This is a genomic window from Haloferax sp. Atlit-12N, from assembly GCF_003383095.1.
Classification (GTDB): domain Archaea; phylum Halobacteriota; class Halobacteria; order Halobacteriales; family Haloferacaceae; genus Haloferax.
Genome location: NZ_PSYW01000001.1, coordinates 861,613 through 884,123, shown reverse-complemented (window position 1 = coordinate 884,123; position 22,511 = coordinate 861,613). Strand labels below are relative to the sequence as shown.

Genomic DNA, 22,511 nt, shown 5'->3' with positions numbered 1-22,511 from the left:
CCCGATCACGGGCCACCGACGGTGGCGCGTGCGCTCACCCACGGTCGATTACGACGGGTGGCTCCGCACTACCTCGAGGGCGTCTGGCTGGTGGGGAGGGTCGTACTCGACACGGCTATCTCCGCTGGCGGTAATATCACTACGGCAGATAACGTATGGCAGCAACGACCGGTCAAGCAGTAGAGGAAATCGAGCAGTCGCCCACGGCGGGCCGCTGGAACTATCTGACAGTCGGCGGCCTCGCCGCGCTGATTGAGGCGGCCATCTACGTGGCCGGAATCGCGTACTTCCTCGTCATCCTTGACTTCGCGAGCGTTAGCGGGGCGCTCCAGCAGGTCGAGTTGTTCGCCGCGAACGAGACGAGTCTGTCCGCGATGTACCTGCTCATCTACGTGGTCTTCGGCATCGTGCTGGTGGCACTCGTTCTGGCGCTCCACGAGCGACTCGCGGCCGATGCACCGATGCTGATGCGAGCGACGACGGCCTTTGGGCTCATCTGGGCGGGTCTCGTCATCGCCAGCGGGATGGTCGCCACCCTCGCGACGGGCGTCGTCGTCGACCTCTACAGTGCCGACCCGACGCAGGCGACGACGGTCTGGCTGGCACTCAGCCCGGTTATCGATGGGCTGGGCGGCGGCAACGAGATCGTCGGCGGCCTCTGGACACTTCTCGTGAGCGTAGTCGCGCTTCGAACGCGAGCACTCCACAGGCTGGTGAATTACTTCGGGCTCGTGGTTGGGAGTGCAGGCATCCTCTCGGCGATTCCAGCATTCGGCGAGATCGGCGGGGGCATCTTTGGGCTCACCCAGATTGTCTGGTTCCTCGCGCTCGGAATCCTCCTGTTACGCGCAGGTCGCCGCGAGGCGTCCGCGTATCTTCGTGAGGAGTAACTCGACCGACGGCGTGTGCGAGACGGCCACGGACGGATGGCTGAATACCCCCTCCGTGTCCAGCAGGCACCTCCCGAACGAATCCGACTGTTCGGCAAGCGTACTCTCACTTTACGCTCTCTGACGTCGTATGCTCCCTCGCGATGACACCGAGTGTCGAGGAACAGTCAGTCAAGAGTCGCACGCAGATGCGGGCCGTCGCGGCCAAGACGTACGGGTCGGCGGATATCCTCCGCGTCGAGGAGGTTCCAACGCCGATACCCGAGGACGACGAGGTGCTCGTTCGGATTCATGCCACAGTCGTCGGCCCGCCGGACTCGGCCGCTCGGGAAGGGCGTCCGTTCCTCATTCGGTTCTTCAATGGTCTCAGACGGCCCACAGCGGTACCGGGTGACGTGTTCGCTGGCCAGATCGTGGCGGTTGGTCGGGACGTCATGCAGTTCGCTCCCGGCGACGACGTGTTCGGAACCGCCGCTCCTGGGAGCGGCGCACACGCCGAGTATCTGTGTCTCCCTGCAGACGGGGCCGTAGCCGTCATGCCGTCGGAACTCACCTACAGCGAGGCCGCGGCCGTCTGTGACGGTGGGCTGACGGCGATGGCGTTCCTCGAAGACCACGCGCACCTGCAGGCGGGCGAGTCCATCCTGGTCAACGGGGCGTCCGGCTCCGTCGGGACGGCTGCCGTGCAGATCGCGAGCGCGCTCGGCGCGACGGTCACCGGCGTCTGCAGTACCGCGAACGTCGAGCTGGTGCGATCACTCGGCGCCGAGACGGTGGTCGACTACAAAACCACCGACTTCGCGGCGACCGACACGACGTACGACGTCATCTTCGACGCCGTCGGCAAGCGACCGTACTCGACGTGCAAGGAGTCGCTCGCCCCCGGTGGGCGCTACCTCACGACCGTCCTCTCGACGCGAATCCTGCTGCAGATGCTGTCGACTCGGCTGATCGGTGACAAGCGAGCGAGCTTCGCAGCCACCGGGCTGGGGGCTGCGGAGACGAAGCGCGAACACCTCCATACACTCCGTGAACTCGTCGAATCAGGAGCGTTCCGCCCGGTGATCGACCGAGCGTACGCACTGGACGACATCGCCGACGCGCACCGCTACGTCGATACCGGGCACAAGGTGGGGAGCGTACTCGTCACGGTGGAGTAAACCCCCCCGCTGTAGGCACTCGTGGCGGACTAAACGACGGTGGGGGCCCGAGAACGGTGTTCCATGCCTCTGGATAGGAAGGAGTATCGATTGGTGCCAGTTGCTATTCGTGCCGATCACAGCGCGCAAGTCGGTCACCCGTCAGTCGTCGTCTGTCGGTGGAACGCGGTGATTGACACGTCTACCTACCAACCTGCCATTTCAACTGCGTCGGGCGTGAAGACAAGCCGAGACGATGAGTGTGGAAAGCTACGAGTTGGACCTCTCGACGTCGATGTCGGCGACTGCGAGTGCGGGGACCGTTCGCTGGCTTCCCTGTACGGGTTGATAGGTCTCTGTACCGAGGACGCGTCCCCAGAGGGTTATCTCGTCCCCTCGATGAACGGTGTCGCCGACCCAAGATGCGTAGAGAAGGTTGTGCCACGAGTCGCCGGTAGCGACCAAGAAGTAGTAGTTATCTTCTCGGTCCAACTTCGTCACCTGTCCGACTGTCCCCATGTAGTGGACTGCTTCTCTAGTGTATGAATCGATGTTCTCGAGGAGGTGATTGTAGGCGGGCGATGAAGCGTTGTTCCGGACGTCAGCGATTCCGTCGTCGGTGAAATCTCGGAGGCGGAGGTCAACGTTCGTCGAGTTCTCCGACGTCGGGCCGTAGTACTCGCCTGCGGTCGTCGTCGTCGTGGGAGAGTTCTCTTGGCTACCTATGCAACCGGCGAAAAGGCCTGCCACACCAAGGCCGATGGTCGCAAGGTAGTCACGTCGCTTCATACTGTGTTTACGTTAGAGCGCAAAAATAAACCCACACCCGAAGTTCGACCTCGTGAGTTACCATGCGTTGTCGGTCAGTTTAACTCTCATTCAGTGCGAAAAAGAGCGACGGCTTGCCCAATCCATCCTCTCTATTCAGCACACCGGTTCTGACAGCCTCTGGGTAATTCGTTGAGACCGTGCTGAATAGAGCGCGCGTATCTATCGCACCTTCTGTATCAGTATCCTCGCTACGAGAACTATCGCTAATCCGATTAACAGCCAGAATACGACCGATGCAGCGATTCCAAGTCCACCGGGTGATGTGGGAAATGGGGAGGGCATACCAAGTAATAGGGCACTCAATTGATAAATTCACACTCTGTATATGTCACGCGCCTTCTGTCAATTTACATATATACATTTCAACTGAGTCGACAACGTGTATTTCGCTGCGGTTGCAGTTGTCCAGAACACCGTTCAACTGCACTCACTTCGGTGCGTTGCGAACAGCTTGAATAACCCATCTCGGAACGGGTGGCCCGTTCGACGACCCGAGACATATCCCATAATGAATTAATCAACCGCTGACAATTTTTCGGGAACGATGGAGCATAGACGCCGGACGGGGCGACGCACGGTGGTCGGACTGGTGGTGGCCAACGCGCTTCCGCTCGTCGGAATGCTCCTGTTCGACTGGCGTCTCGTCACCCTCCTCGTCGTCTACTGGGTGGAGATGACCGGTGGAGCGCTCCGGCAACTGCTGGAGGCAACCTTCGCGGGCCAGCGCGGTGCCGCAGCGGACTGGGCAGCAGTCGATTCGCGGTGGGGGTGGCGGTCGCCGTTCCGCTCGCTCCGAGAAAAGCGTGGAAGTGTCCAACTCCACGCGTCACTCCCACCGCTCTATCCGCGGTCGTTTCCGCGTGTGTTCGGACTCGGGCGGGTGGTCGTCGGCCTCTCGCTCGTCAGCGGTGGTGGACTCTGGTTCGCGACCCTCGGGAGTGGCATATTCGTCGAGAGCCTCCTCGTGGCGGGCGCGACGACGCTTGTCCGTGAGGGAACGACACTCGCGGACCATCTCCGCTCGCGCGACTACCGCGAACTCGTCCCCCAGTCGCTCCTCACCCCGCGAACCACTCTCGGTGTCGTCGTCCTCGCGGGACTCGTCGTCTGGGGTGTCGCACTCGTCCCGTCAGCGACCGAGCACACGGGGGTGCTCTTCGTGTTCGTCTACCTCGCTCGCGTCGGGTTCGACGTGTACAGCGTGGTCGGGCCCCGCGACCGATTCGACCCGCGTGATCCGAGTGAGGCTGCGTTCGAGACCGCGGACGACGATGTTCAGGACCCACTCACCATCCCAGCGAGCGACCCGAGCGATGTGTTCCACACGAACCGCGGTGCGGTGTGGGCTAGCGCGGTTCTCGATGGGGTCCTTGGAATGCTGAACCCTCGACGCTTCGCTGCGGCAGCCATCGCGGCCTTCCTCGGGTACGTCGTCGCCGGGGCGACGTGGGCAGTCGTCGGTGCGAGCGCGGTCGTGATGGGCATCGTCGCACACACACTCGTGGAGCGGGACCTTCGCTGGGGGCACCTGGAGTATCGGGTGTCCGAGAATCACGTCGTCTGTTACGACTGCCTCTTAGACAGGCCGCAGTGGTGTGTCGAACGCAGACTGATCACGGATGTGACGGAACGGTCCCGACTGGTCGAACGCTTGTTGGGCGTCTCCTCGGTTTCACTAACACAGCGCGGCGACGGTCAGGCTCGGACACTCCGCTGTCTTGACACCGCTGACGCGCCGGGTTCACGAGCGACGTGGAAGCCGTAGGCCGATTCGGACGGCTTCGACGCGACAACGCGCACCGAGAACTCCGATTCGCGAGTACACGAGAGCCCTTGGAACCGACGGCGGCCACGGTGGATTCGAGTTCGGCGGGCGGGGTGGACTCGCAACGCCACGTTCTGTGTTGAGTCGCCTCTCGTAGTCGAGTCACGCGGGGTCTGGCAGTCCGTCGGCCTCGCGGAGTGGGAACAGGAGGTGGGCTTTCGTGACCGCTGGCTCGCCCGTCACCGCGTAGGCCGCTCCGACGCCGGCGCTGAGGTCCGATTCGAAATACGCGTCGCGGGACTGCGCCGAATCGAAGATGAAACACGCGCCGTACCGGTCGTTCTCTCGGTCGTGCACGAAGTACTTCTGTACGAGTCCGGGCACCTCCCGGAACTTTTGTGCCCGCTGGCGCATGGTCTCCTCGATTGCGTCGTGGTCGAGTTCGGATTCGAACGTGGCGAAGACGATTTCCATGGTGCTTCGACCGGTCTATTCGGTGCGAACAGTTGTCATGATTCCTGCTGAGCGGTACTCACTAGGTGAAATCCTCGACTGCGACTCGCGTTTCGCTGCGGGACAATCGAGACCGCTGGTCGCGAGCGGTCGGTGCGCTCAGCCGCAGACCTGGGCGAGCACGTCTTCTAGCGGTGCCGTGAGGTATTCAGCGGTCAACAGGGTCGCGTCGGCCCGATAGCTCTCGAACACGTCGGTCACCCACTCGAGGAACACGTCGTCGTCCGATTCGATCATGCCAATCGAGACATCGACGTCGTTCCGCACGACGAGACACCCGACCCCGTCGTGGACCATCACGGGATGTGAAATCGCTCCCTCGTACACGTAGATGTCTGTGCGGTCCGAGGCGACGATTGCCTCGAACTCGTCCGCGAAGTCCGAGGCCAGCGCGGACTCGAAGACGACCGGGGCGAACACCGCTTCGAACGTCTGCGTGCCGTGGACGATGGATTTGTGTCTGCCCTCGATACACGGGTCGGGAAAGAAGTCGGTGAGACTGCGCGCGTCCTCGGAAACTCGTTCGAGTTCGCGGACGCGAGAGACCACGGCGAACGGATTGTACTGTGTTGCGCGGGTGACGGTCGCGTCGGCCAGTTGCTCGACGCCGATACCGATCTCGTCGAGCGGCACGTACGGGAGGAGTTCGTTCAGTTCGTGTGCGACCGCCATGTCGCCATAGAATCGCGAGAACGACGATGCGACGAACCTGCCGAGCGCTGTCAGCGAGTAGTGGGTGCCGTCCCGTACGAGCCAGCCGCGAACCTCGAACGCCTGTACGATTCGCCCGATGGTGGCCGACGAAGCGCCGGTCGCCTCCCGCAACTCCGCTCTGGAGCACCGGCTATCGTCAAGCATCCGAATCACTACCGGGCGGTGCTGCGAGTCAGCGAGATACCTGATGTCGTCGAGTGCTCCACCCATGGTACATAGTGGCACGCTTCGGCCATAGCTGTTCTCTTTGGTCGAGCGTACAGTCGTGAACTCCTTCGAATGTTGGTGTTCGTGGTTCTGGTGAAAATCTCAGTCGATACTAGGACTCGGTGTGCGTGCTGAATACAGGCGCGAATCTTCCATCGAGAAACACGCAGTGATGAGCGTGGTGTTCACCGCCACGAGAACCGAGCACACTGTGACCGCGTCATCCTCGAATTTAGATCATCTCTTCGTTTTAACGACTGAGATCTCTCCTTTGGGCGTGTTGATGTCGATGGAGCTGCGTGCGCTATCCGAGACGGTCCCTGGAAGTTGCGTGGTGATCGTGATCGTCACGCTGACTTCCGGCATGACCATGTCACGATCTTCTCCGAGGATAATTTCTCCAGTCACGTCCGTCGAGCGTTCACTACCCCGGTCGCCTGATTGACCGGGCGTTGCGATGACCGTCTTGGTCTCACCGTCCGCTTCGGTGGTGCCGGGTGGCGTTGCGCTTACCGGGGCAGCGGTACTGGCGAGGAGTACCACACAAACTACGATAATCGTTAAGACGAACCGACTGTATCTCTTCATCTCTCCACTACAACCACTGTGTGAGATTATTAACTAGTATGTATCCGGCACGGACCGAGGCCCCGTTAACTGTGTACCGTGGAATTCCCTCGGCTTCGGACATCATGCTGCATGCACCCTCTGAGTGTTGCACGCAGTTTCTGTCAGGTTTAGAGCGTTTCAACAGAGCCGAGTTCGTGGTTCTCATCGTCGTCGAACTGTCGGTGGTTCGTCCTCACTAGGTGAACACTACACACTAGCTGTCGTTTCCGCAGGAAGCATCATCACGTGGGTTGCGCGCGTCTGTAGACCTGTTATGGGTGACAAAAACTACCTGCACGTGTGCCAGCACTGTGGTGTCGTCCACGCGACCGCGTCGCCGACGGCCCCCAAGGCGTGTATCGTCTGCGAGGCGCTCACGTTCAGCCCGTCCGAACTGAACGCGCTCCTCCGAGAGAGACGCGCCATCGAATCAGAACTGACCGAGGCTGACGGCGAGCAGGCGACGCGGACCTCGCCACTCGTCAGCACGTCTTGAACCAACTCCTGTTTTGCTGAGGAACGCATATTCGGACTGACAACGTCTGAACACACGGTATGGACCGACCTCACCCAGCGGTGGACGCCGCCGCCATCCGCGACCTCGACGCTCGTCTCCACGGCGATGCACTCGGTCCAGCAGACGGCGGCTACCGAGAGTCGCGCACGGTCTGGAACGCGATGGTCAACCGGCACCCCGCGGTCGTCGTCCGGCCGGTGAACACGAACGACGTCGTCGTTGCCGTCGAGTTCGCTCGCCGGCGCGACCTAGCAATTGCGGTCCAGAGCGGCGGCCACAATGTCGCCGGGAACGGCGTCTGTGACGGCGGACTGCTGCTCGACTGCTCGTTGCTGACGGCGGTCGAGGTGGATGTGGAGACCAAGACTGCCCGAGTCGAACCCGGCGTCACCGTCGGGGAGTTCGACCGCGCGGCTCAGGCCCACGGCCTCGCCACGCCGAGTGGCATCGTCTCGACCACGGGGGTCGCCGGGCTGACCCTCGGTGGCGGGTGGGGATGGCTCAGCCGTTCGTACGGACTCGCCATCGATAACCTCCGGGCGGTCGAAGTCGTCACGGCCGACGGCGAGGTCCGTCACGCGAGCGACGACGAACACGCGGACCTCTTCTGGGGACTCCGTGGTGGCGGCGGCAACTTCGGGGTCGTGACCGCCTTCGAGTTCGCCCTTCACGAGGTCGGGCCGATGGTCCTCGCGGGGGTGCTGGTCTATCCGTTCGAAGCCGCCGGCGACCTCTTGCGATTCCATCGGGAGTTCACGGCCTCGGCCCCCGAGGAACTCTGCTGTTACGCCTCGGTCAGGACCGCGCCGTCCGCGTCGTTCGTCCCGGCGGACATCCGTGGCGAGCGAATCGTCACCGCCTACCTGTGCTATGCGGGCCCCATCGAGGACGGCGAACGGGCGATTCGGCCGCTCCGGGAGTTTCGAGAGCCGCTTGTCGACCTCGTCGAGCCGCGCCGATACACGGCGTTTCAGGGACTCTTCGACGACGTGTACCCGCCGGGCTACCGGAACTACTGGAAGTCTCAGTTCGTCGGCGAAGCCGGACTCTCCGACGAGGCCATCGAGACGCTCATCGAGTACGCGAACGCGGTGACATCGCCGTACACGTCCATCGTCATCGAACACTTGGGGGGCGCGATTTCACGCCTCGACGCGGACGCGTCCGCGTACCCCCACCGTGACGCGGGCTACTCGTTCAACATCTTCACGCGGTGGGCGGACGCTGCCGAGGACGACGAACACATCGCGTGGACGCGGGCGTTCTTCGCGGCGATGGCCCCCCATCTCTCCGATGGCGTCTACGTGAACTTCCTCAGTCGCGAGGAGAACGAGCGCGTTCGCGCCGCCTTCGGAGACAACTACGACCGGTTGGTCGAACTGAAACGCCGGTACGACCCGGAGAACCTGTTCCGGGTGAATCAGAATATCGCGCCACAGGCCTGACGGCGACCGATTCCAACGGCGCGAGAGACAGGTATCACGCAACGGATAATTCAAGACGATTGGGAACGTACGCTTTCCTGACGATACGACGGAGACGCTCCCTGTGGGAGCGTCGCACGGAAGCCGCCGATAATCGAATCGAATCGAATCGAAGCTGCAGATACGTTCGCCGCAATGGGTCTCTCACGATGATTTCGCCGAGTACCGCCTCTCTGCTAGAGGCATGTATCGGCTGTCTGTGTCTCGTCGTCGCGGGACTTTCGTGGCAGTACCGGGACCGACCCGCCGGAACGCCGCTTTTCATGATGGGCGTGACTGCGGCTATCTGGGCGTTCGCAACCGCGACGGCGTCGTTTGTCGCGGCCCCGAACATCACGTGGGCCGCGCAGTTCGTCGTCTACGGCGTCGCCGCGCTCGCAACGGTCGCGTGGTTCTACGCCGTCGTCGAGTACACGGGCCACACGTGGTGGAAGACGACTCGCGTCCGAGCGGTCGTCTTCGGACTGGTGTTGTTCGAGTGGGTAAGTATCGTGACGAACCCGCTCCACCAGTGGTACATCAGCGCCGAGTCGAGCGTCTCTGCGCTCGGCTTACTCGAGCCGACACCGGGGCTGCTGCTGTACGTTCATGCGGCCTGGAAGCTCGGCCTGGTCGTCGTCGGCCTGCACTTCGCGTACCGGCAGGCTGCGACTCGACGGCGGGTCGTCAAAACCCAGTCGCGCGTCCTCTTTCTTGCCGGGGTCCTGCCGGTCGGAACGGCGCTGCTAGAGTTATTCGACGTCGTCACGATTCCCGGATTCGATTTCGGCGTCACCGGTATCGCCGTCGGCGCGGGACTCAGCCTCTGGGCACTCTTCGAGGCCGACTTTCTCGACTTCGTTCCGATCGCCCGCGAGACGCTGCTCGAGAACATGAACGACGCGGTCCTCGCAATCGATATGGACGCTCGGGTCGTCGATTTCAATCGGCAAGCAAAGCTCCTCTTCGACATCCCCTGCGATGCCATCGGGTCGACCGTCGAGACGGTCTTTTCGTCGTATCCCGCCCTGTCGCTGCCAGATCTCTACGAGACGAGGGCTCCGGTCGAGATTGCCGCGGACATCGACGGTCAACTGCGCTACTACGAACTCGACGTGTCTCAAATCCTCCCGCGTGGGGCGCCGCCGACCAGTATTGAAAACGCCGCCGAACAGCAGATTGGGCACCTCTTCGTCTTCCGTGACGTCACCGACCGGAAACGACGGGAACACGACATCGAGGCACAGAATCAGCGGTTAAAGCAGTTTGCGTCGGTCGTCAGCCACGACCTCCGAAACCCACTCAACGTCGCACAGGGGTGGCTCGCCGTCGAGCGAGACGCCCGCGATACTGACTCGCTCGCGACTGTGGCTCGCGCCCACGACCGGATGGAGGCGCTTATCGAGGAACTGTTGTTGCTCGCTCGGGCCGGCAGAGAGATTGACGAGACCGAGTCGTTCGAGTTAGCGACGCTCGCGTTCGACGCGTGGAGCAGTATCGATGCGGCACACTCGACGCTCGTCGTGAACACCGACCAACGACTCGACGTCGACCGAAGCCGATTCCTGGAACTCCTCGAGAACGTGTTTCGCAATGCTGTCGAACACGGGGGAACGGGCGTCCAGATTACCGTCGGCGACCTCCCGGACCACCGTGGTTTTTACGTCGCCGATACTGGCCGCGGGATACCCGTCGAACAGCGAGAACAGGTCTTCGAGAACGGGTACTCGACAAACCGAGAGGGAACTGGGTTAGGACTGGCAATCGTCGCTGAGGTTGCGAGTGCACACGGATGGGAGACGCTCGTCACCGAGAGCGACGCGGGTGGCGCGCGGTTCGAGTTCGTCATCGCATCGGGACACGACTGACGGTGGGGGCGGCGTCGGGTCCTGTTCGAGACTCGGTACAGTTCAGTTCAGTCTGCATCCAGCGGTGTTCGGTAGTCGGCGACGCGACGATTACGCGAACTCGTCAGAGAGGTCGACGTCCCAGTCCGGCGGGAGCAGCGGGTCGGGGTCCTCGTGGACGAACTCGACGCCCTTGTCGGGGTTCAGCGGGTGGACCTTCGTCCGCATCGTCTCGCCGGCGTCGAGGAGCGAGAACATGCGTTCGGACTCCGCGAGGCGGTAGTACAGCGGGAGGCAGACGGCGACTTCGTCGTCGGTGGCGCGGACGACGAGCGCGAGGTAGACGAGGCCGCCGGTGACCGCGCGGAACGCCTCGTACTCGTCGAACGTCGCGCCCTCGACGGCGGCTTCGAGGTCGGGATAGACGTCGTCGCCGACGACCACGTCGAGGCCCACGTGTTCGACCACTTCGTCGCCCGTCCCGGGGACGGGAACCACGTCACCCGGCAGGGCGACGACGACCGTCCAGTCTCGCTCCCGATAGTCGTCAGCGAGCGCCTCGCACTCTTCGACCACGGTCTCCCACGTGCCCGACTCGTCCGAGAGCGGATGTTCTTCCATGCGGCATGGTGTCGGAGTCCGCTACCTAAACTTTGGCTTCTCCCGCCGCCGTCGCCCGCTTTCGCGCGTCACGCGGGCGACCGCAGGCGAGTCAGCATTATGACCGCCATCTATCAATTGGCAAAAATTGAAAAGGTATTTCACGCCATGCAGGTCATTCCCATTCAATGAGGAATCTACTCTCTCTTTCGGACCTCCGCACCCAGTTCTCGACCGGCCGGGGTCAAGTCAAGGCCGTCGACGGCCTCGACCTCACGGTCGGCGAGGGCGAGACGGTCGGGCTGGTCGGTGAGTCCGGGTCCGGAAAGAGTGTGACGGCGTTGTCGGCGATGGGACTCGTCGACGACCCCGGCGAAATCGTCTCCGGGTCGGTCGAACTCGAAAGCGCCCGGCTCGCAGACGAGTTCCGCGAGGAGTACAACAACCCCGCCTTCGTCGACGGCGACGTGGTCAATCTCGTCGACGCCCCCGAGGAGGCGCTGCGGGCCGTCCGCGGGCGCGAACTCGGGATGATTTTCCAGGACCCGATGACCTCGCTGAACCCCTCGCTGACGGTCGGCGAGCAGGTCGCAGAGAGCCTTCGGCTCCACCAGTACGGCGGCCGCCGCAAGGACTCGTGGTTCAACGCGGTCCGCGAACTGCTCCCCCGCATCAGCCGCGACATCGACGACGAAATCGTCGAGCGGACCATCGAGGTGCTCGAATCGGTCGGCATCCCCGAACCCGGCGCGCGGGTCGACGAGTACCCCCACGAGTTCTCCGGCGGGATGCGCCAGCGCGTCCTTATCGCCATCGCGCTCGCCTGCCAGCCGCGCGTGCTCGTCGCCGACGAGCCGACCACCGCGCTCGACGTGACCATTCAGGCGCAGATTCTCGACCTCATCGACGACCTCCAAGAGGACCTCGGCATGTCGGTGCTCATGATTACCCACGACCTCGGCGTCGTCGCGGAGACGTGCGACCGGGTCGCGGTCATGTACGCCGGCGAAATCGTCGAGGAGGGGCCGGTCGAGGAAATCTTCCACAACCCCTCGCACCCCTACACGTACACGCTCCTCGAATCGCTCCCGAGCGAGGAAAAAGAGCGCCTGACGCCCATCGAGGGCAACGTGCCGGACCTCATCGACATGCCCGCAGGGTGCCATTTCGCGCCCCGGTGTCCGTGGGCCCAGCCGGAGTGTTCCTCGGGCGAGATACCGTACAAGCAACACGGCGGCGACGAGGTGGACCACCGCTCGAAGTGCGTCCTCGACGACTTCGACACCGACGAGTACGGCGGGGACGCCATCGAGGCCTCGACGGGCACCGAGCCCTCCGACACGCCGCTGCTCGAAGTCGACGGCATGCAGAAATACTACGAACAGGCCGACGGCATCCTCGACCGCTTCCTCGGGGCGGACGACCGGAGCGTGAAGGCGGTCGACGGCATCGACTTCACCGTCTACGAGGGCGAGACGCTCGGCTTGGTCGGCGAGTCGGGCTGTGGGAAGTCCACGGCCGGGCGGAGCCTCCTGCATCTGACGCCGCCGACCGGCGGGCGCGTCGTCTTCTCGGGGACGGACCTCTCGGGGCTCGACAGCGACGAACTCCGCGCGATGCGCCGCGACATGCAGATGATTTTCCAGGACCCGCTGTCGTCGCTCGACCCGCGGATGACCGTCGGCCAGACCATCCGCGAGCCGCTCGACGTCCACGACCTCCCCGAATCCGACCCAGACGTGCGCGGCGAGGCCGACGTCACCGTGACCGGCATCGACGCCGAGCGCGTCTCGGTCACCGCGAGCGACGAAATCGACGCCATCGTCGGCTCCTCGAACGGCGTCGCCACCGCCACCGTGACCGTCACGGTCGCCGACGGCGAGGTCGACGTGGCCGTCGAAGAGCGGCTCCGCGCCGAGGTCGAAGTCGAGCGCGAGGGCGATGTCGTCTCGGGCGTCACCGTCCGCGTCACGCCGGGCGACTCCACCAGCGAGCGCCGGCGTCGCCGGGTCCACCAACTGCTCGACGCGGTCGGCCTCGAAGTCGGCCAGTACGACCGCTACCCGCACGAACTCTCGGGCGGCCAGCGCCAGCGCGTCGGCATCGCCCGGGCGCTCGCGGTCGACCCGGACTTCATCGTCGCCGACGAACCCGTCTCGGCGCTCGACGTGTCCGTGCAGGCGCAGATTCTCAACCTGCTCGAAGACCTCCAGGAGCGCTTCGGGCTGACGTACCTGTTTATCGCCCACGACCTCTCCGTGGTTCGCCACATTTCGGACCGCGTGGCCGTGATGTATCTCGGCGAAATCGTCGAGGTCGCCGAAACGGACGAACTGTTCGACGACCCGCGACACCCCTACACGCAGGCGTTGCTGTCGGCGATTCCGGAGCCCGACCCGGCCGCCGAGACCGACGACCGCATCATCCTCGAAGGCGACGTGCCGAGCCCCATCAACCCGCCGTCGGGCTGTCACTTCCGGACGCGGTGTCCGCAGGTCATCCCCCCGGACGACCTCGACATCGAGCAGGCGGCCTACCGCGAGGTGATGGACCTCCGCCAGCGCGTCGAGCGCGAGTCGCTGGACGTCGAGACCGCCCGCGACGCGGCGCTGGACGCGGGCGACCCGAGCGCCGAAGCCACGGTGAGCGCCGATGGCGGCACCGCCGACGCGAACGCCGTCGTGGACGAGCTCCGCGAGTCGCACCTGTCGCACACGCTGTCGCCCGAACTCCGGGGCGTCGTCGACCGCGCGCTCGAACGCGTCGTCGCCGACGACTGGGACGAAGCGAGCGAGATACTCCGCGAGCGATTCGAGAGCGTCTGCGAGCGCGACGCCCCCAAACTGGGCGAGCAGACGCACCCCGCGGCGTGTCACCTCGTAGACGAATAGACGGCGTGTCGGGGGCTATACGGCCTCTCGTCACCGGTCCGACGTTTTTTGATTGTCCCGTATTTTTACCGGAACAGGTCGGCGGTGTCTCTCGTTCCTGTTCTCATCGCTTCGTTATTTTTATAGGGGGCCATTGATAGGTACACGTATGTCACAAGATGGCAATGGACTTTCGCGTCGTCGGTTCCTGACGGCTGCAGGGACCGCTGCGGCGACGGCCGGACTCGCAGGTTGTTCCGGCGGCGGTGGCGAGGAAACCACGACCGACTCCGGCGAGACGACCGGCGACGGCGAGACGGACCAGACCCAGACGGAGACCGAAGACGACGGGTCGACGTCGACCCTCCGCTACGGTCGCGGCAGTCACTCGCCGACGCTCGACTTCCAGAACAGCACGAGCGGCGAGGTCGCGAAGGTGACCGAACAGCTCTACGACACGCTCATCAACTTCGAGCCGGGCCAGTCGACGCTGACGCAGGGACTCGCCACCGAGTACTCCCTGGAGGGCCAGTCGGCCTCCATCACGCTCCGCGAGGGCGTGATGTTCCACAACGGCGAGGAGTTCACGGCGGAGGACTTCGTGGCGACGTATCGCCGCTTCGTCGACAGCGACTACGAGTACTACGCCGGCGACGACTACGTCTCGGCGTACGGGCCGTTCACCCTCGGCTCGTGGATCGACGAGATTCAGGTCGACGGCGACTACTCGATGACGATTCAGCTGACCCAGTCGTACGCGCCGTTCCTGCGTAACCTGGCGATGTTCGCGGCGTCGGTGCACTCGCTCGCCGCCATCGAGGAATACGGCACGGAACTCAGTTCGAACCCCGTCGGCACGGGTCCGTTCCAGCTGAGCAACCTCGACGACGCGAACGAGCTCATCCGCCTCGAAGCCAACTCCGAGTACTGGGGCGAGGGGCCGAACGTGGACGAGGTCGTCTTCGTCACTATCGGACAGAACTCGACGCGCGCCCAGTCGCTCGCATCGGGCGAACTCGACATCATCGACGGACTCGGCGCGCAGTCGTCCGTCCAGATCGAAAACGCTAGCAACGCGAACCTCGTCCGAACCGAGGGTATCAACATCGGCTACATGGCGTTCAACATGGCGAGCCGCGAGGAGTTCCGCGACCGCCGCGTCCGGCAGGCCGTCAGCCACGCTATCAACACCGAAGCCATCGTCAACGAGATTTACTCGGGCTTCGCGACGCAGGCGAGCCAGCCGCTCCCGCCGAACGTCCTCGGTCACAACGACGACATCGACCCGTACCCGTACGACCCCGAGGAGGCCCAGCGCCTCCTCGAAGAGGCCGGCTACGGTGACGGCTTCTCGTTCGAACTGGCGACGTTCCAGAACCCCCGCGGCTACAACCCGTCGCCGATTCAGACCGCCGAGACCGTCGCGTCCAACCTCGGCGACGTCGGCATCGAAGTCGACATCAACCAGCAGTCGTTCGGGCCGTTCCTCGAATACACTGCCCAGGGCCGCCACGACGCGTGTTTCCTCGGCTGGTACACCGACAACGCCGACCCGGACAACTTCATGTACGTCCTCCTGCACCCGCAGGTAGAGGAAGGCGAACTCACGGAGGGACAGGACTGGGTCAGCTTCGACGCCGAAGGCTACAACACCAGTAACCGCTCGGCGTGGGCGAACCGCGAGTACATGGACCTCGTCGAGCAGGGCCAGAGCACCTACGACGAGGCCGAGCGCGAGTCGCTGTACAACGAGGCGAACCAGATTGCACACGACGAAGCCCCGTGGGTCTACCTCGACTACGCGGACGAGCTTCGCGGCGTCTCCAACCGCGTCAGCGGGTTCCAGATCGCTGCCATCAGCGGTCCGTACCTCAACCTGGTCAGCCTGAACTGAGGCACTGACCGCTCCGACTTTCATGATTTCCACACGATTCGTACTCAAGCGGCTGCTGTTGCTCGTCCCCGTGTTGGTGGGAGTGGCGTCGCTCGTCTTTTCCATCCTGCACCTCTCGCCGGGCGACCCGGCGCTCACCATCGCGGGCGAGCGCGCCAGCGAGGAGTTCGTCCGACAGGTCGAAGAGAGTCTCGGCCTGAACGACCCCATCTGGGTGCAGTACGGGCGGTTCCTCGCCGACGCTGCGCAGTTCCAGTTCGGCGAGTCCTTTATCATCCAGCGGAACACCGCGGTCCGCGAGGTGCTCGCCAACAAGCTGCCGGTCACGCTCGAACTCGCCATCTACGGCCAGCTCATCGGCATCTCGCTGGGCATTCCGCTCGGCATTCTGAGCGCCGTCAAGCAGGACAGCATCACGGACCACCTGACCCGCATCGGCGCGCTCGCCGGCATCAGCGTGCCCATCTTCTGGAGCGGCCCGCTTCTCATCCTGCTGTTCGCGCAGGTGCTCGGGTGGCTCCCGACGAGCGGTCGTATCTCGGTCCTCTACAACGTCGAGGCCATCCGGGTGACGGGGCTCGTCACGGTCGACACCCTCATCGCGGGCAACTGGGAGATGTTCGTCTCCGCAGTCCGCCACATGATTCTCCCGGCGTCGGTCATCGGCGTCTACTCGATGGCGCTCATCTCTCGGATGATGCGCTCGTCGATGCTGGAGGTCATCCGGCAGGACTACATGCGAACCGCCCGCGCGAAGGGCCAAGGCTCGAAGATTACGGTCCTGAAACACGGCTTCCGCAACGCGATGATTCCCGTCATCACGGTCATCGGCATCCAGTTCGGTGGCCTGCTCGGCGGCGCAGTACTCACGGAGACGGTGTTCGCTATCGGCGGCATCGGGACGCTCTTGGTCGAGGCCATCAAGGTCGGCGACTACCCCATCGTCCAGGGGACGGTCCTGACCTTCGCGTTCCTGTTCACGCTGGTCAACCTCGGCGTCGACATCACCTACTCCATCCTTGACCCGCGGATCGAACAATGAGCACGGAAACCACGACCACGAACGAGACGGCGACCGACGTCGACCAGCGCGGGCTCATCGACCGCCTGACTGCGTCGCCGTTCGTCTCCCGACTGCTGTCGAACCGCCTCGCGCTCGCCGGTATCGCCATCATCGTCGCGATGGTGGTCATCGCGCTGTACGCGCGGCTGTTCTTGGACCTCGAGGTCATCACGCAGTCGCAACTCGGGACGAACCCGAACCGCGCCGCGCCGAGTCTCGACTTCCCGTTCGGCACCGACGGACAGGCCCGGAGTCTCCTGCCGCGGGTGGCCTACGGCGCGTGGTACGCGATGCTGTTCGGCACCGTCACGGTCGCCGCCTCGACCGTCCTCGGCGTCGGCCTCGGCATCGTCGCGGCCTACTACGGCGACGTGACCGACAACGTCATCATGCGGACGATGGACGTGCTGCTCGCGTTCCCGTCGCTCCTCTTGGCGCTGGCGCTCGTCGCCATCTTCCCCGACGACCTCGGGCTGTGGCGGGCGGTCGCCGCGCTGACGCTCGTCTACACGCCGCGGTTCGCCCGCGTCGTCCGCGGGGCCGCGCTGACCGTGCTCGAAAACGAGTACATCGACGCGACGGTCGCACTCGGCGCGGCCGACCCGCGCGTGCTGATTCGGCACGTCCTGCCGAACTGCCTCGCGCCCATCACGGTCCAGAGCACGCTCAACTTCGGGCTGGCCATCATCGACCTCGCGGCGCTGTCGTTCCTCGGCTTCGGTGCCGCGGCCGGGACGCCCTCGTGGGGCCTCATGCTCTCGAACGGCGTGAGTCAGGGCCTGCTCACGGGCGTCTGGTGGTGGTCGTTCTTCCCCGGGTTCTTCCTCGCGCTCACCGTGCTGGGGTTCAACCTCCTCGGCGACGGCATGCGCGACGCGCTCGACCCGCGGATGCGCGAAGCGGTCGACTGAGAGACCGTGTCAGCGCCACCGGAGCCGGGGGACACGGACGCGCCCCCCGCGCTTGAACGGGCGGCCGTTCGCCTTCGCCTCGTCGGCGCCGCGGCCCTCGCGGGCGCGCTCATCGCCGCCGTCTGGCTGGCCGCCACGCTGGTCGTCGGTGACTTCGCGGGGAGCGTCGAGACGACGTTCGCGCTCGGCTCGCTCGCGTTCGGGTTCGGCCTCCTCGGCTGGTCCGGGGCGGTCGCGCTCGGCCGTGGTATCGAGTCGATGCAGACGCACCTCGACACCGGAACGGGGTGGACAGAAAGAGACGCTCGCCGGGCGATGGCCCGGATTCTCGGGTTCGGCCTCGGCGTGATGCTCGGGGCGACAACGGTCGGTTTGGCCGTCTCGGTCGTCATCTGAGTCGGCCGCGCGAAGCCCCGGACTCACGCTTTCGGCAGTCGAAGCTCGATGACCGTCCCGTTGGGTTCGTTGTCCACGATATCCATCGAGCCGTTGCTGTTCGTCACCGTCCAGCGGACGAACCAGAGTCCGAGCCCGTTCGTGTGCTGGAGCGGTGACTCCCGCCCGCTCATGAGCGATTCGCGTTCGAGCGGCGGGATTCCCGGCCCGTTGTCGGCGACGCGGATAACCACCTGTTCCGGGCTGGCGTCGGCGGCGACGGAGAGTTCGATTTCGACCTCGTCCCCGCCGTAGACGACGGCGTTGTCGACGAGTTCGTTCACCGCGAGTTCGAACGTCGAGTGCGCCCACGCGTACGCGCTCTCCGGCGCGCCGACGGAGATGGTTGCCGCGGGGTAGCTGAGCCGCGCCCCCTCGACCACGTTGCGAACGCAGTCGGCGATGTTCTGGGGTTGCACCCGCTCTGTCACGTCGGGGTCGAGCGCAGCGCTGAACTTCCGGGCCGTCTCGGCGAGCGAGAGCAGTTCGCTCGTCGCCCGTTCGATGGCCGCCGCCGACTCGCGCACGCCGTCGTCGTCGGTCCCCTCGAGAACCATTTCCGCGTGCGCCTGCGCGATGTTCATCTTGTTCCGGAGGTTGTGTCGGATGACGCGGTCGAGGACGGACAGCCGACGCTCGTGTTCGTGGAGGTCGGTCACGTCGCGGCTGACACAGACGATACCGTCGAACTCGTCTTCGGAGGACTTCGCCGCGATAGTCGTCTGAAACTGCCGCTCGGTACCGTTTCGGTCGGCGACGACTGTCTCGATGGTCTCTTCGGCGCTGTCGCCCGCGAGAAGCGACGCGATGGACTCTAACAGCGCTTGCGAGTGGCGCTCACCGAACACCGTCGAGACGTGTTCGCCGACGAGGTCGTCGGAGTCGCGGCCCAGCAGGTCGGCGGTCGCGCTGTTCGCGAGGACGAACCGGAGGTTGTCGTCCAGCGTGTAAATCGGGTCCCCGGTCGTCTCGACGATTCGCTCGTATCGTTCTAGCTCTCTCGACCGGGCCTTTCGATCGGTGATGTCTTGGACGGTTCCGCGGAAGACGGGGGCGTCGGTCTCCTGCGTCGCGACGCCGCGAACGTTCACCCAGCGCATCTCGCCGCCAGCCATCTCGAGTCGACATTCGACTGACTGTTCTTCGCCGGTCTCGACGAGTCGCTCGAACGCCGCGCGGACCAGGGGCTCGTCTTCGGGGTGGTAGAACGAAAACGCCTCCGAGAGGTCGAAAACCGTTCCTGAGTCGACGCCGAGAAGCTCCGCGAGCCCGCTCGTAAACAGTACCGCATCGTTCTGGGTGTCGACCTCCCACGCGCCGACTGAGGCGATTTTCTGGCTTTGGTCGAACAGGTCGAGCAATCGCTCGCGCTCACGTTCCTGTTGCTTCTGTGCTGTCACGTCCTCGATGGCGGTAATCACGCCGACGTGCTCCCCGTCGCTTCCAGTCAGCGGGGCGGCATTGACGACGACCCACCGCCGTTCCTCGGGAACACCGATACCGTGTTCGAAGTTCGTGACAGTCTCGCCGGTCTCTCTCACCCGGTCGAAGGGGAGGTCGTCGCGGTCGAGCGGCTCCCCGCGCGCGTCGACGAGGTCCCACTCGGGTGCGTCGTACGGCTGGCCGAGCACGACCGACCGCCGCAGGCCGAGCACTTCTTGGGCCACCTCGTTGGCGCGCACGATAACCCCGTCGTCGTTGAGGACCGCGATGCCGACCGGGCTCGTCTCGAAGAGCTGTTTGAGCGTCTGTGTCTCGTGGACGAGTTGGTTCTTGAGCGCGTGGCGGACGGTCGCGTCGGTCTGGAACCCGACGAAGTGGGTGAGGTCGCCGTCTTCGTACACCGGCGATATCTTCAGTTCGTTCCAGAAGGGCGTCCCGTCTTTCCGGTAGTTCGTGAGGCTGACGGCGGCGTTCTCGCCGGCCTCGATGGCCCCGTGGAGCGTCTCGACAGGTTTGGATTCGGTTTCGTCTCCCTGCAGGAACCGACAGTTCCGCCCGATGACCTCCGAGCGGTCGTAGCCAGTCATCTCCTCGAAGGCGTCGTTGACGTAGGTGAGCGGTTGGTCGTCGTCGGCCTCGGTGATGGTGATGCCGACGGTCGCGCTGTCCATCGCACTACGGTACAGCGCGAGTTGGAGCGACTGCCGTCGGGTCTGGAGGAGCGAGTCGACCCGCGACCGGATGACCGCACTCGGCGCGGGTACTGAGAGCACGTCGTCCGGAACGTCGTCGAGTCGTCGCGCGGCGACGGCCTGTTCGTCCTGTGCGACCGTCAACAACACCGGGACGAAGCGGTCGCCGGCGTCGGCTTTGCGCTCTGCGAGCGCGTCGGCGACCGTCGAATAGGTCGCCATATCGACGATACAGAGGTCGAACTCCGGGAGCGAGATGTCGTTTCCATCTCCGCCGTCTCCGTCTTCACGTTCGCCCTCGCGGCCGCGTTCCCAGACGATGATCTCGTACGCATCGAGGAGCTCAGCCAGTAGCTCGCGGTCGCGAGTACTGCGGACCGCGAGGAGTATCCGTTCATCCCCGGACGCGTCTCCCGCGGAACGTGTGTCGTTCCGCGACGCGTCTTCGCTCACGGTCACTCATCCTCGTTCCACGTCGGCGTCCCCGTGAGAATGCCTCGGAGTTCGTCGAGTGGTTCGCCGACGACGATGCCGTCGCTCCCGATTTCGAACGACCGAAGCGTCGGCTCGAAGGAACCAGACCGCTTTTTCAGGACGCCGACGGCCTTGCGAATCTCGCCGCGCACCTCGATGTACCGGATAAACAGGATGTTGTCCGCGAGGTAGCTCACGTGGGTATCGGAGGCGTTGAACGCGCCGGTGACCTGCTGTACCTCCTCGGTCAGCACGACGGTGACGCCCATATTCTTGAGATACCGCGCCAGCGCGTGGAGTTCGCGGCGGATGTCGCTTCGCTCGTCGGTGAGGCTGAGTTGGTAGCCCGCCGTCCCGTCTATCATCACGAACTCCGTGTCGTTCGCCTCGACCTCGGCGCGGACTCGGTGGGCGAACTCGTCGGTCGAAATCGAGAGCGGTTCGACGGCGTCGATTCGGAGGTACCCCGACTCGACGAGGTCGTCTATCGGAATACCGATGGACTCGGAGCGGTGCCGGAAGCTCGCTTTGCTCTCTTCGAAGAGGTAGACCGCGGCGCGCTCGCCGCGTTCGGCGGTCGCCCGCGCGAACGCGGACCCGGTGGTCGATTTCCCGACGCCGCTCGGGCCGCTGATGAGCGTGATGCTCCCCCGTTCGATGCCGCCGCCGAGCAGGGTGTCGAGGTCGTCGATGCCGGACGAGAGCGGTTCGATGGGGAACTCGCGGTGGTGCGACCCGGGGACGAGCCGCGGGAAGACGCGGATGCCGCGGCCGCCGCCGATTCGCATCGCGTGCGGTCCCGTCTGGGAGTCCGACCCGCGGAACTTCTCGACGCGAACTGACCGCCCCTCTTCAGACCGCAGGAGCGACAGCGACCCGTCACAGAGGTAGGCGAGCGTCTCTTCGGTGTCGTCGCTCGACGGCTGGCTCGTGAACATCGTCGTCGCCCCGGACTGCTTGAGGTAGCTCAGGAGCGACGAGACGAGCCGACGAAACTGGTATTTGTCCGACGAGAGCCGGCCGAGTTGGCTCAGCGGGTCGATGACCACCCTGTCGGGGTCGCGTTCCTCGATTGCCTCTTTCAGTTCGGTCGTCGTCGGTTTCCCTTCGACCTCGCTCGGCGGCAGTATCGTGTACGCCTCGTCGTCGAGGAACGCCTCGGGCGACGGGCTCAGGTCGAGAATCGGCACCGCGTCCAGGTCGAATCCGAGCGTCTCGGCGTTCGCTCTGAGGTCGGCCGCCGACTCCTCGAAGGAGACGAAAAGCACGTCTTCGCCGCGCTCGACTCCAGCCGACAGGAAGTGGTAGCCGACGATGGTCTTTCCCACTCCCGACGCTCCACGGACCATGTACGTCCGGTTCGGAACCAGCCCGCCGTCCAGCACCGTGTCGAGCCCGGAGATTCCCGTAGAGAGCCGTCGCGAGAAATCCGTCATGATACCCACATCTCTCTGCCACACTAAGAAACCACCTCAGGTTTTGCGTGCCACGCCGCAGAACAGCACGCCCCAGCGAACCGTCTCGGGGCGAGTGTCGGGGCGGTCGCTCGACGTGTCTGCGTTCGGTCTGTGAGACGATAATCGCGACTCTCGGTGGAAAACTGCCGGCCGGTGGGTGAGTCGCGTCTGTCGGGT

18 protein-coding genes are annotated in these 22,511 nt (G+C 64.5%); 11 read left to right on the top strand and 7 right to left on the bottom strand.

All coding sequences use genetic code 11. From position 1 onward, the window contains the following. Window positions 1–155: 155 nt before the first annotated feature. Both C5B90_RS04570 and C5B90_RS04565 read left to right on the top strand, forming a co-directional pair. Window positions 156–890, top strand: a complete 735-nt coding sequence (locus C5B90_RS04570) for a DUF4386 family protein (protein WP_115879452.1) — start codon at window positions 156–158, stop codon at window positions 888–890. Between the two features lie 143 nt (window positions 891–1,033). Next, on the top strand, window positions 1,034–2,050 hold the full coding sequence (locus C5B90_RS04565; protein ID WP_115879450.1) for an NAD(P)-dependent alcohol dehydrogenase: 1,017 nt from the start codon (window positions 1,034–1,036) through the stop codon (window positions 2,048–2,050). A 249-nt stretch (window positions 2,051–2,299) separates the two neighbouring features. On the opposite strand, the gene C5B90_RS04560 is transcribed toward C5B90_RS04565, so the two are convergent. Then, on the bottom strand, window positions 2,300–2,818 hold the full coding sequence (locus C5B90_RS04560; protein ID WP_115879448.1) for a hypothetical protein: 519 nt from the start codon (window positions 2,816–2,818) through the stop codon (window positions 2,300–2,302). A gap of 586 nt (window positions 2,819–3,404) precedes the next feature. Between C5B90_RS04560 and C5B90_RS04555 the strand changes: the two genes are divergently transcribed. Then, on the top strand, window positions 3,405–4,625 hold the full coding sequence (locus C5B90_RS04555) for a DUF6498-containing protein (protein WP_115879446.1): 1,221 nt from the start codon (window positions 3,405–3,407) through the stop codon (window positions 4,623–4,625). Between the two features lie 162 nt (window positions 4,626–4,787). Here the strand turns inward: C5B90_RS04555 and C5B90_RS04550 are convergent, their stop codons facing one another. The 3 genes from C5B90_RS04550 to C5B90_RS04540 form a co-directional block, all read right to left on the bottom strand. After that, window positions 4,788–5,099 carry a YdhR family protein gene (locus C5B90_RS04550; protein WP_058568510.1) on the bottom strand — a complete coding sequence of 104 codons (312 nt, stop codon included), beginning with the start codon at window positions 5,097–5,099 and terminating at the stop codon, window positions 4,788–4,790. A 138-nt stretch (window positions 5,100–5,237) separates the two neighbouring features. Further along, window positions 5,238–6,062 carry a winged helix-turn-helix domain-containing protein gene (locus tag C5B90_RS04545; RefSeq protein ID WP_148708195.1) on the bottom strand — a complete coding sequence of 275 codons (825 nt, stop codon included), beginning with the start codon at window positions 6,060–6,062 and terminating at the stop codon, window positions 5,238–5,240. A 234-nt stretch (window positions 6,063–6,296) separates the two neighbouring features. Then, window positions 6,297–6,602, bottom strand: coding sequence for a hypothetical protein (locus C5B90_RS04540; protein ID WP_148708194.1), 306 nt, complete (start codon window positions 6,600–6,602; stop codon window positions 6,297–6,299). A gap of 340 nt (window positions 6,603–6,942) precedes the next feature. Between C5B90_RS04540 and C5B90_RS04535 the strand changes: the two genes are divergently transcribed. The 3 genes from C5B90_RS04535 to C5B90_RS04525 all read left to right on the top strand — a co-directional run bounded on the left by C5B90_RS04535 (window position 6,943) and on the right by C5B90_RS04525 (window position 10,516). Further along, complete coding sequence (locus tag C5B90_RS04535; protein ID WP_115879440.1) at window positions 6,943–7,164, top strand: hypothetical protein; 222 nt, start codon at window positions 6,943–6,945, stop codon at window positions 7,162–7,164. A gap of 59 nt (window positions 7,165–7,223) precedes the next feature. Next, the gene (locus C5B90_RS04530) at window positions 7,224–8,630 is read left to right on the top strand and encodes an FAD-binding oxidoreductase (RefSeq protein ID WP_115879438.1); all 1,407 of its coding nucleotides are present in this window, start codon (window positions 7,224–7,226) and stop codon (window positions 8,628–8,630) included. A gap of 188 nt (window positions 8,631–8,818) precedes the next feature. Next, window positions 8,819–10,516 (top strand): histidine kinase N-terminal 7TM domain-containing protein, encoded by a 1,698-nt coding sequence (locus C5B90_RS04525; protein ID WP_233511888.1) that lies wholly within the window; start codon window positions 8,819–8,821, stop codon window positions 10,514–10,516. A gap of 90 nt (window positions 10,517–10,606) precedes the next feature. On the opposite strand, the gene C5B90_RS04520 is transcribed toward C5B90_RS04525, so the two are convergent. Next, window positions 10,607–11,116 (bottom strand): hypothetical protein, encoded by a 510-nt coding sequence (locus C5B90_RS04520; protein ID WP_115879436.1) that lies wholly within the window; start codon window positions 11,114–11,116, stop codon window positions 10,607–10,609. 167 nt (window positions 11,117–11,283) lie between these two features. Between C5B90_RS04520 and C5B90_RS04515 the strand changes: the two genes are divergently transcribed. From C5B90_RS04515 to C5B90_RS04495, 5 genes are all read left to right on the top strand, one after another. Beyond that, complete coding sequence (locus C5B90_RS04515; protein WP_115879434.1) at window positions 11,284–13,986, top strand: ABC transporter ATP-binding protein; 2,703 nt, start codon at window positions 11,284–11,286, stop codon at window positions 13,984–13,986. A gap of 148 nt (window positions 13,987–14,134) precedes the next feature. Beyond that, entirely contained in the window at window positions 14,135–15,859 is a 1,725-nt protein-coding gene (locus tag C5B90_RS04510; protein WP_115879432.1) for an ABC transporter substrate-binding protein, read from the top strand. 22 nt (window positions 15,860–15,881) lie between these two features. Beyond that, a complete protein-coding gene (locus C5B90_RS04505; protein ID WP_115879430.1) occupies window positions 15,882–16,901 on the top strand; it encodes an ABC transporter permease in 1,020 nt (339 codons plus the stop codon). Next, window positions 16,898–17,833, top strand: a complete 936-nt coding sequence (locus tag C5B90_RS04500) for an ABC transporter permease (protein WP_115879428.1) — start codon at window positions 16,898–16,900, stop codon at window positions 17,831–17,833. Before C5B90_RS04505 ends, C5B90_RS04500 begins: the two co-directional genes overlap by 4 nt. Before the next feature lie 6 nt (window positions 17,834–17,839). Then, a complete protein-coding gene (locus C5B90_RS04495; protein WP_115879426.1) occupies window positions 17,840–18,229 on the top strand; it encodes a hypothetical protein in 390 nt (129 codons plus the stop codon). A 23-nt stretch (window positions 18,230–18,252) separates the two neighbouring features. On the opposite strand, the gene C5B90_RS04490 is transcribed toward C5B90_RS04495, so the two are convergent. Next, window positions 18,253–20,862 carry a PAS domain S-box protein gene (locus C5B90_RS04490; RefSeq protein ID WP_115879424.1) on the bottom strand — a complete coding sequence of 870 codons (2,610 nt, stop codon included), beginning with the start codon at window positions 20,860–20,862 and terminating at the stop codon, window positions 18,253–18,255. Continuing rightward, window positions 20,859–22,313: an ATPase domain-containing protein gene (locus tag C5B90_RS04485; RefSeq protein ID WP_199517436.1), complete on the bottom strand. Its 1,455-nt coding sequence runs from the start codon at window positions 22,311–22,313 to the stop codon at window positions 20,859–20,861. Before C5B90_RS04485 ends, C5B90_RS04490 begins: the two co-directional genes overlap by 4 nt. Window positions 22,314–22,511 lie beyond the last annotated feature (198 nt).

Coding starts and splice junctions, on each gene's coding strand:
- C5B90_RS04515 (WP_115879434.1), top strand. CDS start 11,284: ATGAGGAATCTACTCTCTCTTTCGGACCTCCGCACCCAGTTCTCGACC.
- C5B90_RS04565 (WP_115879450.1), top strand. CDS start 1,034: ATGACACCGAGTGTCGAGGAACAGTCAGTCAAGAGTCGCACGCAGATG.
- C5B90_RS04520 (WP_115879436.1), bottom strand. CDS start 11,116: ATGGAAGAACATCCGCTCTCGGACGAGTCGGGCACGTGGGAGACCGTG.
- C5B90_RS04500 (WP_115879428.1), top strand. CDS start 16,898: ATGAGCACGGAAACCACGACCACGAACGAGACGGCGACCGACGTCGAC.
- C5B90_RS04560 (WP_115879448.1), bottom strand. CDS start 2,818: ATGAAGCGACGTGACTACCTTGCGACCATCGGCCTTGGTGTGGCAGGC.
- C5B90_RS04550 (WP_058568510.1), bottom strand. CDS start 5,099: ATGGAAATCGTCTTCGCCACGTTCGAATCCGAACTCGACCACGACGCA.
- C5B90_RS04505 (WP_115879430.1), top strand. CDS start 15,882: ATGATTTCCACACGATTCGTACTCAAGCGGCTGCTGTTGCTCGTCCCC.
- C5B90_RS04485 (WP_199517436.1), bottom strand. CDS start 22,313: ATGACGGATTTCTCGCGACGGCTCTCTACGGGAATCTCCGGGCTCGAC.
- C5B90_RS04525 (WP_233511888.1), top strand. CDS start 8,819: ATGATTTCGCCGAGTACCGCCTCTCTGCTAGAGGCATGTATCGGCTGT.
- C5B90_RS04535 (WP_115879440.1), top strand. CDS start 6,943: ATGGGTGACAAAAACTACCTGCACGTGTGCCAGCACTGTGGTGTCGTC.
- C5B90_RS04510 (WP_115879432.1), top strand. CDS start 14,135: ATGTCACAAGATGGCAATGGACTTTCGCGTCGTCGGTTCCTGACGGCT.
- C5B90_RS04570 (WP_115879452.1), top strand. CDS start 156: ATGGCAGCAACGACCGGTCAAGCAGTAGAGGAAATCGAGCAGTCGCCC.
- C5B90_RS04530 (WP_115879438.1), top strand. CDS start 7,224: ATGGACCGACCTCACCCAGCGGTGGACGCCGCCGCCATCCGCGACCTC.
- C5B90_RS04555 (WP_115879446.1), top strand. CDS start 3,405: ATGGAGCATAGACGCCGGACGGGGCGACGCACGGTGGTCGGACTGGTG.
- C5B90_RS04545 (WP_148708195.1), bottom strand. CDS start 6,062: ATGGGTGGAGCACTCGACGACATCAGGTATCTCGCTGACTCGCAGCAC.